The organism is Bacillus sp. FSL E2-8900, from assembly GCF_037966225.1.
In the GTDB taxonomy this organism is placed as follows: Bacteria; Bacillota; Bacilli; order Bacillales; family Bacillaceae_G; genus Bacillus_A; species Bacillus_A cereus.
The window spans coordinates 4,935,130-4,951,959 of sequence record NZ_CP150193.1; the positions used below are offsets into that span (position 1 = coordinate 4,935,130).

Consider the following 16,830-nt stretch of genomic DNA (forward strand, 5'->3'; position numbering starts at 1 on the left):
TTCTTCCCCCTTAATTGTTAATAAATTTTATACCCTCGAACTTTAATTAGTGGACTTCAATCATCACTGCGTCCCCTTGACCGCCACCGCTACAAATCGAAGCAATTCCAATTCCGCCGCCGCGCTGCTTAAGTGCATGGATTAGTGTAACGATAATGCGCGCTCCGCTTGCTCCAATTGGATGTCCCATCGCTACCGCGCCGCCATTTACATTCAATTTTTCCGGATCAATTCCTGCGATTTCTGTACTTGCAATTGCTACCGCTGCAAATGCTTCATTAATCTCGAATAAATCGATGTCTTCAATTTTCTTGCCTGTTTTTTCAAGCAATGCGTTAATTGCATAACCTGGCGTTCTTGGGAAATCTTTAGATTCCACTGCAATTGCTGTATGCGCCAAAATTGTCGCTAATGGCTTTCTTCCTTCTTGCTTCGCTCTGTCTTCGCTCATTAATACAAGTGCGGCACCACCATCATTTAGTCCCGGCGCATTACCAGCTGTCACCGTCGCTGTCTTATCAAATACAGGTTTTAACTTTGCTAACTTTTCAATCGTTGTATCTTCACGTGGCGCCTCATCCTTTGCAACGACAATAGGATCGCCTTTTCTTTGCGGAATCGTTACTGGCACGATTTCCTCTTCAAAACGCCCTTCTTTATGCGCTGAAACCGCACGCTGATGGCTACGATATGCCCATTCATCTTGCGCTTCGCGAGAAATTCCATCTTCCTTCGCAACTTCTCCGCCATAAACGCCCATGTGTGTACCTGAAAATGCACATGTTAAACCGTCAGCAACGTTTAAATCAACAACTTCGTTATTGCCCATTCTGTATCCCCATCTTGCTCCGCGTAAAATGTAAGGACTGTTACTCATCGACTCCATACCGCCAGCTACAATTAGTGATTGATCGCCAGTACGAATAATCTGATCCGCCAACGTAACCGCACGAAGTCCTGATGCACAAACTTTATTCACTGTTTCCGTCTGCACTTCCCATGGGATTCCAGCAGCCCTTGCAGCTTGGCGCGATGGAATTTGCCCCTGTCCACCTTGAATAACCGTTCCAAATATAACTTCTTCAACATCACTAGCCGCAACATTTGCTCTTTCAAGCGCTGCTTTAATTGCAATTCCTCCAAGTTCCGCCGCTTTTACATCTTTTAAAGATCCTCCAAATTTTCCAACTGGTGTTCTTGCAGCACTTAAAATAACTGTTTTACTCATGTTTCTTTCCCCCATTTCATTTTTTAACACTGAGCGCTCGCTCGGTATCCCTACGTTGAGAAGAGGTGCAATCATTGCACCTCTTTCTAAAGTTGTATACATTCTTACAAACTACATCGCTTCTTTTTTCTGTCCGATAACAGATCGTTCTAAAATCTCTGTCACATCAAGAGTTTGAACCTTCTCTTCTACCTCTTTCGCTTTCGTTCCATCACTGATCATCGTTAAGCAATATGGACAACCTGTACCGATAATGGATGGCTGTACAGCTAATGCTTGTTCTGTACGAGCAACGTTAATACGTGAACCTGTTGTTTCTTCCATCCACATTAAGCCACCACCTGCGCCACAGCACATTCCCGTTTCACGGTTACGTGCCATTTCTACAAGATTCACTCCAGGAATCGCTTTCAAAATGTCACGTGGCGCTTCATACACTTCGTTGTATCTTCCTAAATAACAGGAATCATGGTACGTAACTGTTTCTTCAATAGCGTGAACAGGCTTTAAGCGCCCTTCTTTCACCCACTGAGCTAACAATTCTGTATGATGATAGACTTCTGCTTGCAAGCCAAAGTCCGGATACTCATTTTTAAATGTGTTATAAGCATGAGGATCAATCGTAACGATTTTCTTCACTCCTGCCTTTTCAAATTCTTCGATATTCTTTGTCGCCATCTCTTGGAATACAAATTCATTTCCAAGGCGGCGTGGTGTATCTCCAGAATTCTTTTCTTTATTACCGAGAATTGCGAATGAAATGCCTGCTTCGTTCATTAACTTCGCAAACGATATCGCAATCTTCTGACTACGATTGTCGTATGATCCCATTGAACCAACCCAGAATAAATACTCGAATTCCTCCCCAGCTTTTGATTTTTCTTTTACAGTTGGAACTGTTACTTCGTCATCACCTTGGCGCCATGTTTCACGCTCTTTACGGTTCAGCCCCCACGGATTTCCTTGACGCTCGATATTTGTCATCGCGCGTTGTGCTTCCGCGTCCATTTTTCCTTCAGTCAAAACGAGATATCGACGTAAGTCAATAATTTTGTCAACATGCTCATTCATAACTGGGCATTGATCTTCACAGTTACGGCACGTTGTACATGCCCAGATCTCTTCTTCTGTAATAACATCTCCGATTAAACTCGGATCGTAAGCGAGCGTTGTAGACGCTGATTCTTGTTGCCCTTTTCCAGCTGCCATCATCGCTAACTGATTTCCTTGTGTATTATTGAAGGCAACTACTGGAACCCACGGTGCTTTTGATGTTACCGCAGCTCCTTTATCAGTTAAATGATCGCGAAGTTTTAAAATTAAGTCCATCGGTGATAACATTTTTCCTGTTCCTGTTGCCGGACACATATTTGTACAACGGCCACACTCTACACAAGCGTATAAGTCAATAAGTTGATTTTGTCTAAAGTCTTCAATTTTACCAACACCAAATGTTTCTTGCGTTTCATCTTCAAAATCAATCTTTTCAAGCTTCCCTGGGTTTGAAAGACGACCGAAGAATACATTAGCTGGTCCTGCAATTAAATGCGCATGTTTTGATTGTGGAACATACACTAAAAACGTTAACAAAATTAGTAAATGCACCCACCAAGAAAAATAGAACACTGAAATGGCTACGGTTTCATTTATCCCGCTAAAAACGTAAGCGATTGCAGAAGCAATTGGTTCACTCCATGAAAGCTCCTCGCCATGCCATATAAGTCCCATACCGTTACCAAGTAGCACAGAAATCATTAAACCACCGATAAAAATAAGAACAAGACCTGATTTGAAGTTACGTTTTAAACGAACAAGCTTTTCTACATAACGTCTATGAAAAGCCCAAAATACTGCAATTAAAATAACAAGTGTGACAATTTCCTGGAAGAATGTAAATGCAGGGTATAGTGGTCCAAGTGGAAGATGTGATCCTGGTGCGAGTCCTTTCCAAACGAAGTCAATTGCTCCAAATTGGACAAGAATAAATCCGTAAAAGAACATAACGTGAATGATGCCGCTTTTCTTATCTTTCAGCAGCTTTTTCTGACCGAAAACATTGACCTTAAGGAGATCCCAACGCTCTTTAAAACGACGGTCAAATTCAATCTTTTTCCCTAACTGTATGTAGGCCATTCTCGTCCGTATAAGATATACAAACAAATATCCTGCATAAGCAATAACAGCAATGGCAGCCAGCCAATTAATGATCAGTAAGCTATTCATTTTTATGCTACCCCTCTCTTTGTAAGCCTTCTTTCTTTTTTGAATCTTCAAAAATATATAATTTTCTGAATTATATCCCCTATCCCCATTATATAATGAGTGAGCATTCAGTCAACAGTTTTTTGTTATAGAACAACACATTTTTTCATAAAGCTGTTTATTTCGGTGAAACTATAAAGTGAAACTTTAATCAGCAGGGGTGGTTCATCCCCCGCTGATTATTAGTTGAACCAATCGGGCTTTTACGGGCAGTTGATTTCCAAACTAGCTTCTGCTTATTCATCAATTTTTGAAATAGGAAGCTTACTGCCCGTTAAAGCGGGATAAAGTGACACTTTAACCAGTACAAGATCTATCCTCTAAAGAAATTTATAATAACAGCCGTGCTACCCGTATCATTTGTAACACACTGAAGGTGAAAAGAATGCGAAGGAGGGAATTCACTAATGCTCTACTTATCTCTTTTGTTAATATCCGTTGCTCTTTGGATTACAATTGACCTTTCATACGGGAGACTTCTTCATTTAAAACGAGTAAGCTCTCGCACTTTCCCTTTACGTCAAAGTGATTTTCACCTTTATACATACGGGAAAGATTTGTATGACGCTTTATTTACTGATATAAAACAAGCACAGCATCACATTCATATTTTATTCTTCATTGTAAAAAACGATAAAATCAGTCGTGAATTTTTAAAATTGCTGATTGATAAGGCTCAGGAAGGAATTGAAGTACGACTTTTACTTGATCGATTTGGCAGCCATTCTTTATCAAACGAAGCTATTCGCTCCCTGCAAAAACATGGTGTATCTTTTTCATTTTGTCATAAGGTAAAATTTCCTCTGCCTTTCTTTTCTGCCAATCAACGAAATCATAGGAAAATTACAGTGATTGATGGGAAAACCGGCTATATCGGGGGATTTAATATCGGTGAAGAGTATCTAGGGCATAATGAATATTTAGGATTATGGCGAGACTACCATTTACGTCTTACAGGAGAAGGGGTTCAAGATTTACAAAAGCAATTTTTGCATGACTGGTTTGATGATACGAAACAAAATTTATTAGATGCTTCTCTTTATTTTCCAAAACAAAACCCAGGTACCATCCTGCATCAATTTATTCCGACTGATGGGGCTTATTTACAGCATACTTTTTTACATTTAATTAACGCGGCAAAAAAAGAAATCTGTATCGGTACACCATATTTCATTCCTGGAAAAAAAATTATGAATGCCTTATTAAAAGCAAGAGAAAGAGGGGTTCAAATCACAATTCTTGTTCCAGAAAAAGCTGATCACCCTCTTGTTCGAGAAGCCAAATTTCCGTACTGCCGAAAATTAATACAGGCTGGTTGCAATATTTATGCATTTCAACAAGGTTTTTTTCACGCCAAAATTATTATAGTAGACGATGATATTTGCGATATCGGAACAGCAAACTTTGATATGAGAAGTTTATATATTAACCATGAAATAAACTGCCTGTTATATAATAAACATTTCATTCAAACAGTAAAAAAGAAATTCGATGAAGATCTAGAGAATGCATCTGTACTTTCCTATAGCGATGTAAACCCGCCTTCTCTTATCGATAGAGGAAAGGAATGGATTGGAACAATGTTTGCTTTCTTTTTATAGGAAAGACAATGAATAAAAGAGGTGTATCTCATATGCTTATACGGTTTGGATATGTCTCACATGCAATGGCACTCTGGGACTGTTCTCCTGCCAAAACAATGACGTTTACAAGCTTTAAGAAACTCAGCAAGCAAGAGCGAGAAGACAAACTGTACCATGTTATAAGGCAAAATTTAGAGCACACAATACGTATCCTTCATTACAATATAGCGCATGAAATCCCACTATATCGCCTATCGTCTTCCATCGTCCCACTTGCAACACATCCCGAAGTCGAGTTTGACTATATTGGGGTATTCACACTACTTTGGCGTAAAATAGGGGCTTTAATTAAAGAACACAATTTACGAATAAGTTTTCATCCAAATCAATTTACGCTATTTACAAGCGACAAGCCACATATTACTACTAACGCTATTACGGATATGACTTATCATTATAAAATATTGGATGCTATAGGCATTGCAGATTCTTCTTACATTAATATTCATGTAGGTGGAGCCTATGGAAATAAAGAAAAGGCAATTGAGCGCTTCCATGAAAACATAAAAAAACTTCCTACACATATAAAAAAACAAATGACTCTTGAAAATGATGATAAAACCTATACAACCGCTGAAACTTTATCAATTTGCCAAAAAGAAAATATTCCATTTGTATTTGATTATCATCATCATATGGCCAATCTTTGCGAGGAACCACTAGAAGAGTTGCTTCCTGCAATTTTTGAAACTTGGTCACATACAAATATCTCTCCTAAAGTTCACATTTCCTCCCCGAGATCGGAAAAAGAATTTAGGGCTCATGCTGAATATATCGATTTAGAGTTTATTAAGCCTTTCTTACACATTGCAAAAAAACACAATCATAATTTCGATATTATGATTGAAAGTAAACAAAAAGACTTAGCATTATTCCAATTAATAGATGAACTTTCTGCTATAAGAGGAATTAAAAGAATAAGTGGTGCAATGTTACAGTGGTAAATTGTAACTTTGCACCATTTTTTCAAAAAAGTAATTTTTATAGTAAAAAACATCCTATTTTATATGCTATTATTTAAATTAGCATTCCCTCGAGATTCAACTTTATTGAAACGGAGTCATAATATGATTAATCAAAAAAAATATGTACAATTTGTCATAATATACATATCTATATTTGCTCTTTGGATACTCTTTATTCCAAATGAGTCGCATATAAAGGAGATTGGAATTCTTTTCTTATTCTGTTTCGCTGCACTTTTTTCTTGTCACTGTTTATATAAAGCTATTAAGAGAATGAAACGCAGTGATAAACTATTTTGGATTTTATTACTATGCACTTGCCTATGTGGATTAGTTATGGAGATAACCCTATTTCTTAGTTCACTTTCTATACATGATCAATCTATATTTTCATATAAAGCATTACCTTTTTTTATCATACAATATATTTTGCTCTTTGTTGGATTTGCTATAAAGTTTATAAAAAATTATTCTATTAAGGGGCTTTCTCAATTTTCATTCGATAGCATCTTTATTATTATTATGAACATTTATTTCACCTTAACTTTTATCTTAGACCTTTCAAGCTTCCGCATGTTAACAAAGGATACTTGGATTTTAATTGGGTATTTCATTGCACAATCATTAGTAATTTACGCCGTTATTAGCCTATATAGAAGAGAACAATATTCTTCTAGTAGAATTGCATTAATTATCGGTTTCACTATTATACTCGTATACGGTTATATTCATCTGTTTCAATTGAATTTTGGGATGAAAACTTCTGCTGAAATTAATTATTTAATACACACTGCTTCTATTTTATTAATTGGACTTTCTTCCATACTATATATTTTAGATAAACCAATGCAGCATGAAACGAAAACAAAATATTATCGATTCGATTATGTACGTTTTATACTACCTTATTTTAGTATAATTATTACTTTTTCTTTTATTATCATTCAACCTTGGGATGATAAATTCATGTTAATCGGTCTCGTATTATCACTTATTTTGTTATTCTTGCGGCAACTTTACATGTGGAAAGATAATCAAGCACTAATTCATACATATGAACAGTTGACTACACAACTAGAGGACGAAGTTGAAGAAGGTGCATTTGCATTATCAAAAAGTGAACAACGTTATAAATCTTTATTCGAGGACCATCCCGATGCCGTTTTCTCTTTAAATATGAATGGCATTTTTCAACAATCTAATAAGGCGTGCGAAAGCTTATTTACTGCCTATTATTGCGAAGTGGCAAGCTATTCTCTGGTACACTTCATTGATTCAAAAGACCACGAACTACTAAAGAAGGCTTTACAAATTACAAAGGAAGGTAGGCCACAAACGTTAGAAGTTCGTACAAAAGAACAAGAAGGCTATTATTATTATCTCCATATTACACTTATCCCTACTTTTATAAACAAAGAAGTGGTCGGAATGTTTGGGATAGCACGTGATATTACCACCTTATATGAAAAACAAAAACAAGTAGAACATTTAGCCTTTCACGATGCACTTACTGGATTACCAAATCGTCGAAAGTTCGAAAAAGATTTAAAAGCCATTTTAAATACAGCCCAAACTAACGCAAATGATGTCGCCGTCATATTCCTTGATTTAGATCGATTTAAAAAAATTAACGATAGACTTGGCCATGACGTTGGAGATTTATTATTAATTGAAGTAGCAAAAAGATTACGCGGTTGCTTGCGTTCAAAAGATATCGTCGCTCGCCAAGGTGGAGATGAGTTTACAATTCTATTGCCAGAAATGTACTCAGAAAAAAGTGCAATTTTTATAGCTGAACAGATTTTAACTATTTTAAACAAACCATTCTTCATTCAAGGCGAAGAACTCTCTATTACACCAAGTATCGGAATTGCGATGTACCCTGATTATGGAACTGATGTAAATGAGTTAATGAAAAATGCTGATATGGCTATGTATCGTGCGAAAGCAAATGGAAAAAACAGATTTGTTTTCTTCTCAAAAGAAATGAGTATCGCTCAAAATGAAATTCAATTCTTAGAAGGTGAACTTTCAAAAGCATTACAACAAAATGAATTTTTCCTTGAATACCAGCCACAAGTAAGCACAAAAACAAAACAAATTATCGGTTTTGAAGCATTAATACGTTGGAAGCATCCAAAACTCGGTATCGTATCTCCTGCCCAATTTATCCCTCTAGCAGAGGAAACTGGTTTTATTATTGAACTTGGCAATTGGATTTTACGTACTGCTTGTTTAGAGGCAAAAAGATGGCATAATCAAGGTTTCTCTCACTTAAAAGTTGGTGTAAATCTATCTGTTGTTCAATTTAACCATGCAGATTTAATCCCAACTATTTCAAAGGTATTGGAAGAAACAGAACTGAAACCAGAAGCACTAGATATTGAAATTACGGAAAGCATCGCAATTAATCAAAATCAATCTGTAGTTGCAAAACTCGAACAACTTCAAAATCTCGGTATTCAAATTTCAATCGACGACTTTGGAACTGGTTATAGTTCTTTAGCTTATTTAACAAAATATCCAATCAACACATTAAAAATCGCTCGAGAGTTTATTTGTGGAATTACAACTAGTCCTTTAGAAGAAGCAATTGTCTCTTCCATTATTACACTATCAAAGCAACTAAATTTAAAAGTGATTGCAGAAGGTGTAGAAACGGAAGAAGAATGGGAATTTTTACATAAACAAAATTGTGATCACATTCAAGGATTCTTTATTAGCAAACCTGTTTCTAGTAAAGACGTTTGGATGTTACTACATAAAAAAACAACCGTCTAAGTAAGACGGTTGTTTTTTTTTAAAACTCAAAAGGCATATCTGAAGCTAATTGTACCTCTTGATCATCATGAGAAATTACTTGGCTTTTCTCTAAAGCTGTATCCGCTAATGAAATACCCCATGTCATTGCTAACGTTAATAGACTACCGATAAGTAGTTTCTTCATATTCCATCACCCACATTTTTTCTTTTAATATATCATGAAAATTTATCCATACATTATGCAATTATGCATATTTAGTTTTTGCGTTATTTTATTTCGTCATTTTTTTCATAAACTTTTCTTTATACGTATGCATTTCTAGTATATCAAAAAAGAAATAAGCTTTTTCATAAGCTTCTTCACTCTCTACCTCATCGTAGCCTAGCTTTTCTAAACATTCACCTTTTTGATAGTATAGCTGCCCAATCAATGCCATACTATTAATTCGACACGATATTTCAATAGCTTTATTTATTTGATAAAGAGCCTCTTCATATTGATTATCTAAGTATAATGTTTTCGCATAATTATGTCTTACCTTCACATCAAACTCTTTATTTTCAGGTAATGCCTCTAATTGCTTTAATATACCTTCAAATAACTCCATGCCCTTCTTAAAGTAACCATTTTCAGCATAAATATTTGCAATTGCATTCTCTATATAAAGATTTTGGTACACATCAATCCCAGTTAATTGTTGATTTAATAATTTTTTCAATTCTAAAATGCAATATTCATAATCACTTTTCTTCAATACATACGCTGCTACATGATATTGCCATTGAAGAAATTGCTGAAACTCAGGATGATATTCTTCCTTTTTCAACTCATTCCATACTTTATTATAAATTTCTTTATATTTCTTTTGCTTACAAAGCATAATGATTTGATCTTTTAACTGCTTTTTCCTCTCAATATCGGAATAAATGAGTACCTCATAAAAATGAATAATGGGAACTTGTAACTTTGCTGCAATACCTTGCAATATATCCATACTTGGGTATACCGCACCCGATTCAATTCTGCTCACTTCCGATTGATGACATATGTTCTCAGATAACTGTTTTTGTGTTAATCCTCTCAACACTCTAATTTTCTTAATTTCACTTCCTAATTTCTCTGCGTGCATACTTACTCACCATCCCATTATAACAATCTAATTTGTTAAGTTGTCATACCACTACAATAATGTGAATTCGACAATTTTTGATATGAAATAATGCATAATATATATAAAATTCGGCAAATTTTTCATACAATTCATCTCACATACAATAATAGATTAGGAGTGTTATAGATGAATTATAGAAAACTTGCTAGTGCTTTCGTTACATTCGGTCTTCTTTGCCCTTTATCAACAGAAGCTATTCATGCTCAAGAATTAGACAAAAGTGCAGTCAAAGTTGAAATTGCTCAGCCTGGTTTAACAATCGGGAAATTAACACAACCTCAAAATGATACGAAAGAAAATATTGCTAAAAAGTATTTAAAAGGTGAGGTAAATGGGGCGAAAGCTCAACAAGAACAAGTCACTACTGAAAAAAATGTAGATTTCCAACCTACCAATAAAGAAACCAAAGAAAATCAAACCGAAGTTCGCCTTGCACAAACATATAAAAACTATAAAGTATATGGCCAAGATCTCATTGTAAAAGTAGATAAAAATGGAGTGATCACAACTGTTAGTGGTAAAGTTATTCAAAATTTAAATCAACAACCTAATCTTACTATAACAAATTTTTTGTCGAAAAATGAAGTAAAATCTAAATTACGCGATATAGTTCAAATTCCAAGCGATGCAGTTGAGACTGAATTCTCTAGCGAAACCGTTGTTTATAAGAAAAAAGATGGCTATTATACATTCGCAACTGTTATTACATTTACTTATGAAAACAATGAACAAATTATAAACGGCAATGCTATCGTTGATTTAAAAACTGGCGAAGTACTTTTTCAAGAAAAATTCATTAAAAACAAAGAGAATAAGACTATAAATCAAGTAACATCACCTAGATTATCCCCTGCAAGTGAGCAAGGAACTGGGAAAAATGCACTTCAAGAAAACATCTCTTTCAATATTGCCAAAGGAACTGATGGAAAATTTTATTTAGCGGATTTATCACGCGGAAATGGTATTTATATTTATAATGCAAACTACGCCGATTCCCTTGGAGGATATAGTCAAGCTGGTTATCCAGGGACACTAATTTCAAGTAGTACTCCTAATTTTGCAGATAAAGAAGCCGCGGGCGCTATGAAGAACATGAGTGATATTTACGATTACTTTAAGAAAGAACATAATCTAAAAAGTTACGACAATAAAGATTCAAAAGTTGTTGCTAGTGTACACGGTTTTGATTCTACTGAAGTTAGTGATGGTGTAAAAGAAGACTATGTAAATGCATTTTGGCATCCCGCTTGGAACCAAATGGTATTTGGTGATGGTTTAGACGGAAAACTAACATCCGCTCTTGATGTAACAGCTCATGAATTTGGACATGCTGTATTCAGTGGCACGACGAAAAATAAAGTTGTGAGATATCCAAGCGCTGAAACATCTGCACTAAACGAGGGATTAGCGGATTTCTGGGGTACACAAATCGAATATTACGTAAAGAAAGATAAAGGAAACTGGATTATGGGCGATACATTAGGTGGCCTAACAATTCGTGATATCCCAAGGGAAATTGGTGACGGCGGTCATAAACTATATACAAATTTACAAGATTTCTATAACGATGGTAATAATCAAGAATCACACGTGAATTCTGGTATTATCAGTCACGTATTATATCAATTAGCTGAAGGTAAAACATATAACGGTATTGCTGTTCAAAAACAAGGAAATGAAAAAGTAAGTAAAGTTGTTATGCGTGCATTGCAAAATTATGCAACTTCCGCTGAAGACTTTGAATCACTTCAATCTCATATCGTACAAGCTTCAAAAGATTTATATGGCACTGCCGTATCAAATGAATTTGCAAAGGCATTTGAAGCACACGGTTACAAACCGTTACAAAAAGTAAATCAAGTAATAGAAGTACAATAATTATAAAAAGAAGGTTACCTCTCATAGATAACCTTCTTTTTATATCCAACCCTTTTCTTCCGCAATTGTAATTGCCTCAATTCTATTTTTCGCATCAAGCTTCGCTAATACTTCAGAAATATAATTACGTACTGTACCCGGCGAAAGATAAAGTGCCTTCGCAATTTCGTTTGCCGTCTTTCCTTCTTTCGCAAGCAACAGTACTTCCTTTTCGCGATCTGACAACGGATTTTGCTCCTGCCATAAGCCAAACATTAAATCTTGGGAGACCTCTCGTTTCCCCTTCATTACATTACGAATTGCTGCCGCTAAATCTTCACTTGGGCTATCCTTTAATAAATAGCCGTGCACACCAGCTTTCATTGCTCTTTCAAAATATCCCGGCCGTGCAAATGTTGTTAAAATCATTACTTTGCATGATGATTTTTCTTTCTTTAAAGTCTCAGCGACATCCAATCCACTTTGAATCGGCATTTCAATATCCATAATACTTACATCTGGCTTTAACGATTCAATTAATTTTAACGCCTCTTCCCCGTTCGCAGCTTGCCCAATTACTTCGATATCATCTTCTAGATCAAGCAGGGCCCCTAATGCACCACGAAGCATCCGCTGGTCTTCTGCAATAATAATTCGAATCATGCCCTCACCTCATCTTTTCCTGTTCTAATAACAACTGGAACTTTTACCGTTAATAACGTCCCTGGATTGATTGTACCTAGTTCAACAAATCCATCAATAAGAGCAATTCGTTCTTTCATACCGCGAATACCATTTCCATCATGATTTTGATCTGTTAAACCGATTCCGTTATCTTCTACTTTCAAAATCAGTTCACCTTGTGATTCTAATACAGAAACTGCGCACCGCGTTGCCTTACTATGTTTTACAACATTTGTAACGGCCTCACGTAAACACATCCCGACAATATTTTGTTCAATTGGTGATAACGAGCTCGATCTTGCTTCTTGCCTCACTTCTAATTCAATATTAGCTGCTTGTAAGATCGCTTTTATTTGCTCTAGCTCTTCTTCTACCGTAATCATACGCATATCAGAAATTAATTCTCTAAGCTGTTTTAAGGCGGTACGAGAAGTTTGTGTAATTTCCTTCGCTTCCGCACTTGCACGCTCTGGATTTTTCACAATTAACTTCTCAACGAGCTGGCTTTTTAAAGTAATAAGAGATAAGGTATGCCCTAATGTGTCATGAAGATCTCTTGCAATTCGCTGCCGTTCTTCACGTTTTACTAAATCTTTAATTTGCTCGTTCGCCTCATCTAATTGATTTCTTAACATCTTTTTCTGATTAAAATTACGCATACCAAATGGCGTAAGAAGCATTAAGATAAACATCGGAACGATATTTACTAAACTTGTAGTTGTTAGTTGATTCATATTTACAAATAAAAATGCTCCAAGCATTATAACTAACGAGCATAACAGCACTCGAAATACTTTCTTATTTGGCGCAAATCCCATCGCACTTGCTGTGAAAAAGCCAAAAAATATCATAAAAGGATTATAAAATAAAGCAAATAAAAAGATGAGTATCATTTGAATGCATGCCCATAAAATAAACGTCTTCTGAACAAAATATAGCTGACGGTATGTGATAATAAAAAGTATCAACATACTGCTTCCTAGCACAAGCTTCCATCCTGATGCTTGTGCTAAGTGATAAATTGGAAATAATAGATAAACAAACCACATGTACGGAAAAAATCCCATATGTTTCGGAAAAATCTCAATCCTCTTCTTCTTTATCATTTATACCGCTTCCTGTCTTTTTCTTATATATATTGATACTACAACAAATATAAGGAAATAACCTCCTAATACCGCGATATTTTCCCATCCAATTGATTTTCCAGCTACAATATCCCACGCACCACTTCCGAAATGGTATGTCGGTGTCCATTCACCAATCGTTCTTAATATTTTTGGGAATATTTCAATCGGCATCCACAACCCGCCAACTATAGCTAAACTCATATTTAAAATATTTGCTAAGCCAGCAGCTGCGTCCGCCTTCTTAATGGAACCTATTACTGTTCCTAACGCTAAAAATGGTGTTACCCCTAACAATAACCATAACCCCGCACCAATCCATTGCCCTACCGTTAACTCAACATGATTAATTAGTATCCCTGCAATAAAGATAACTAATATTGAAAAAGCATTTACTACTGTTTGAGCGATAATTTTTGCTGTTAAATATGCTCCCTCTGGAAGCGGTGTAATTTTTAGAAGATGTGTCCATCCTTGCCCTCTTTCCTGAGAAAGTCTCACACCGAAACTAAAGAGTGCAGTCCCTACAATACTGAAAGTTGCCATCGAAATTAAATAATGTGCTTTCCACGCATCTCCGTTTTGTGGTACTTGAACAACATTTGTGAAAATGTAGTAAAACATAACAGGCATTAATAATGAGAAAAAGATAAATAATTTATTGCGGAATGTACGTAAAATTTCTATTTTGCACTGCATCCATAACGCTCTCATGCGATTTCCTCCTTCTGATTTACAACGAATTTTTCAAATGCCTCATCAAGACTTCCACGTTCAACTGAAACATCTGTTACAGGTAAACTCCTTTGATAAATGGCTTTTAAAGTTGCATCCGTATCCTCCGTTGTTAAAATGAAGCGTCCTTCGTTTGACTTTACTTCTGTTACATTTGGTAATTCCTTTAGTAATTTTGTAGGAATGCTTTCCTTTGAGTAAAATGTGATTGTTTTTCTCGAAATTGTTGCTTTCATTTCGTCTGGTGTACCATCTGCGATAATCTTTCCGTTCGCAAATAATAAGATACGATTTGCTAAAGCATCTGCTTCTTCTAAATAATGCGTCGTTAAAATAATCGTTTTCCCTTCACTTGCTAACTTTCGAATCGTTTCCCAAAACGTTCTTCGAGACGTAATATCCATTCCGACTGTCGGCTCATCTAAAAATAACAAATCTGGATTTCCCGCAAGTGCAAGCGCAAAGTTTAACCTTCTTTTTTGCCCACCTGATAACTTCTCACATCTTTGCTTTCGCTCTGATTCTAAATTTGATAACTGCAGTAACGTTTCTTTCGCTATAGGATTCGTATAATAACTACGGAATAACTCAATTGCCTCTTCCACCGTAATACTATCAATGACACTTACTTCTTGCAGCATCGCACCGAGGCTATTACGAACATCTCTATGCTTTGGACTCTTTCCAAATATAAAGACCTTACCTTCTGTTGGGTCCTTTAATCCAAGCATCATCGACATCGTCGTTGTTTTCCCCGCACCATTCGGACCAAGTAACGCTACTATTTCCCCTTTATTTACATGAAATGAAACATTATTTACTGCGTTTTTATGTTTAAATGTTTTAGAAACACCATTTACTTCAATAATCTTTTCCATCTCTCCACCCCCGCTGTTTCTTATATTTACATTGTATTACTTGGAAAACTTAGGAAAAAGTATGATGCGTCATGACATCGATATGACAATTGTCATGTATTCTTTATGAGAGGAATCAACCCGCATACCGCAAGCGAGTAGCAGGACGAAAATAAACATGATACAATCGGATAAGATATATATTCGAGGAAGGACAGTGGTTTTCATGATTATTCGTAATGAACAAGATTTAGAAGGCTTACGAAAAATCGGCCGCATCGTTGCGCTTGCACGTGAAGAAATGAAAAAACAAGCGAAGCCAGGTATGACAACGAAAGAGCTTGATTTGATCGGTAAAAAAATATTAGATGAGCATGGTGCTATTTCTGCACCTGAAAAAGAATATGATTTCCCAGGTGTAACTTGCATTAGTGTAAATGAGGAAGTTGCTCATGGTATTCCAGGAGATCGTGTATTAAAAGAAGGCGACTTAGTAAACGTCGATGTATCTGCTGCACTTGATGGCTATTATGCAGATACAGGCATTTCATTTGTTCTTGGAGAAGACGAGGCAAAAGAAAAACTTTGCCAAGCAGCAGTTGATGCATTTTGGGCAGCAATGAAAAAGGTTAGAGCTGGCTCAAAACAAAATCAAATTGGTCGTGCTGTTTCAAACTTCGCACATAAAAGTGGATACAATGTTATTCAAAACTTAACTGGTCACGGCATTGGTCTTAGCTTACATGAAGCACCAAATCACATTTTAAGTTACTATGATCCAATGGATAATGCGCTTCTAAAAGACGGTCTTGTTATCGCTGTAGAACCGTTCATCTCTATGAAAGCTGATCATATTATTGAACGTGGTGACGACGGTTGGACATTCGTTACACCTGATAAAAGTCTTGTTGCACAATGTGAACATACTGTTGTCGTAACACGCGGCGAGCCAATAATCTTAACAGAAATCTAATACCAAAAACGGCTGTTTTGTAGATTTATTCCACATAAAACAGCCGTTTTTATTTTTGGGAAAATATGTGAACCATTGTTGAACTCTTTATCATTTAAGTATATAATCTTTAGCGGAGGTTACTTAAGCTTATCTTTACTAAAAAGATATTGTAACTAAGGAGTAAAACACCTTCTTTCTTATTGTTTAAACAGGCTCAAAAATGACCGTAGTAACGTGTTAGTCGAATATTCTGTAATCCTTATATTTCTCTAACAATGTAAGAAACTATCACCTTTCAACTTCGGTCCACTAGTCGCACAACTCTCTTTAGACAAAATAAATGACTATTTTCAAAGTACATATTGTCTTCATTCTGACCAAAACCAACCCTATCTAGATTTTTATTTCCACATAACTTTAAGGCAAAAATAAGCCTTCACAAAGGGATACACTACCTTGGTTAGTATGTATCGTAAAACTTACCTTTATAACCATTCTTTTTTACTAGATATACATGAAAACTATCTCACATATAAAGGTCTGATATCATTATTTATATCAGTATTTTTTTCGACATTTTTT

The 16,830-nt window shown here is 35.8% G+C and carries 13 protein-coding genes; 5 read left to right on the forward strand and 8 right to left on the reverse strand.

Translation table 11 applies throughout. The features are described from left to right. Window positions 1-46: 46 nt before the first annotated feature. Together NST90_RS25370 and NST90_RS25375 are read right to left on the reverse strand one after the other, a co-directional pair. Window positions 47-1,330, reverse strand: coding sequence for an acetyl-CoA C-acetyltransferase (locus NST90_RS25370; RefSeq protein ID WP_002025101.1), 1,284 nt, complete (start codon window positions 1,328-1,330; stop codon window positions 47-49). Between the two features lie 9 nt (window positions 1,331-1,339). After that, window positions 1,340-3,451: a (Fe-S)-binding protein gene (locus NST90_RS25375; protein ID WP_001086776.1), complete on the reverse strand. Its 2,112-nt coding sequence runs from the start codon at window positions 3,449-3,451 to the stop codon at window positions 1,340-1,342. Between the two features lie 446 nt (window positions 3,452-3,897). Here NST90_RS25375 and cls point away from each other — a divergent pair, with 446 nt between their 5' ends. From cls to NST90_RS25390, 3 genes are all read left to right on the forward strand, one after another. Continuing rightward, window positions 3,898-5,091, forward strand: coding sequence for a cardiolipin synthase (gene cls, locus NST90_RS25380; RefSeq protein WP_259638539.1), 1,194 nt, complete (start codon window positions 3,898-3,900; stop codon window positions 5,089-5,091). A 32-nt stretch (window positions 5,092-5,123) separates the two neighbouring features. After that, complete coding sequence (gene uvsE, locus NST90_RS25385; protein WP_046393175.1) at window positions 5,124-6,077, forward strand: UV DNA damage repair endonuclease UvsE; 954 nt, start codon at window positions 5,124-5,126, stop codon at window positions 6,075-6,077. A gap of 123 nt (window positions 6,078-6,200) precedes the next feature. Beyond that, complete coding sequence (locus NST90_RS25390) at window positions 6,201-8,879, forward strand: DUF4084 domain-containing protein (RefSeq protein ID WP_016123891.1); 2,679 nt, start codon at window positions 6,201-6,203, stop codon at window positions 8,877-8,879. Window positions 8,880-8,898: 19 nt separating this feature from the next. On the opposite strand, the gene NST90_RS25395 is transcribed toward NST90_RS25390, so the two are convergent. Continuing rightward, on the reverse strand, window positions 8,899-9,045 hold the full coding sequence (locus NST90_RS25395; RefSeq protein ID WP_000734744.1) for a quorum-sensing peptide PapR: 147 nt from the start codon (window positions 9,043-9,045) through the stop codon (window positions 8,899-8,901). An 88-nt stretch (window positions 9,046-9,133) separates the two neighbouring features. After that, complete coding sequence (locus NST90_RS25400; protein WP_000542908.1) at window positions 9,134-9,991, reverse strand: helix-turn-helix domain-containing protein; 858 nt, start codon at window positions 9,989-9,991, stop codon at window positions 9,134-9,136. A gap of 168 nt (window positions 9,992-10,159) precedes the next feature. Between NST90_RS25400 and NST90_RS25405 the strand changes: the two genes are divergently transcribed. Beyond that, a complete protein-coding gene (locus NST90_RS25405; RefSeq protein ID WP_016123892.1) occupies window positions 10,160-11,911 on the forward strand; it encodes a M4 family metallopeptidase in 1,752 nt (583 codons plus the stop codon). Window positions 11,912-11,950: 39 nt separating this feature from the next. Here NST90_RS25405 and NST90_RS25410 read toward each other — a convergent pair whose 3' ends face one another. Genes NST90_RS25410 through NST90_RS25425 form a run of 4 tightly spaced genes read right to left on the reverse strand, consistent with a single transcriptional unit; the run spans window position 11,951 to window position 15,314 of the window. Next, on the reverse strand, window positions 11,951-12,553 hold the full coding sequence (locus NST90_RS25410; RefSeq protein WP_000619259.1) for a response regulator transcription factor: 603 nt from the start codon (window positions 12,551-12,553) through the stop codon (window positions 11,951-11,953). After that, complete coding sequence (locus NST90_RS25415; RefSeq protein WP_046393113.1) at window positions 12,550-13,680, reverse strand: sensor histidine kinase; 1,131 nt, start codon at window positions 13,678-13,680, stop codon at window positions 12,550-12,552. Before NST90_RS25415 ends, NST90_RS25410 begins: the two co-directional genes overlap by 4 nt. After that, window positions 13,681-14,415 (reverse strand): ABC transporter permease, encoded by a 735-nt coding sequence (locus NST90_RS25420; protein ID WP_001202430.1) that lies wholly within the window; start codon window positions 14,413-14,415, stop codon window positions 13,681-13,683. Further along, window positions 14,412-15,314 (reverse strand): ABC transporter ATP-binding protein, encoded by a 903-nt coding sequence (locus NST90_RS25425; protein WP_046393115.1) that lies wholly within the window; start codon window positions 15,312-15,314, stop codon window positions 14,412-14,414. Before NST90_RS25425 ends, NST90_RS25420 begins: the two co-directional genes overlap by 4 nt. Window positions 15,315-15,471: 157 nt before the next feature. Here NST90_RS25425 and map point away from each other — a divergent pair, with 157 nt between their 5' ends. Then, window positions 15,472-16,266 carry a type I methionyl aminopeptidase gene (gene map / locus NST90_RS25430; RefSeq protein WP_100617878.1) on the forward strand — a complete coding sequence of 265 codons (795 nt, stop codon included), beginning with the start codon at window positions 15,472-15,474 and terminating at the stop codon, window positions 16,264-16,266. The last annotated feature ends 564 nt before the right edge of the window (window positions 16,267-16,830 follow it).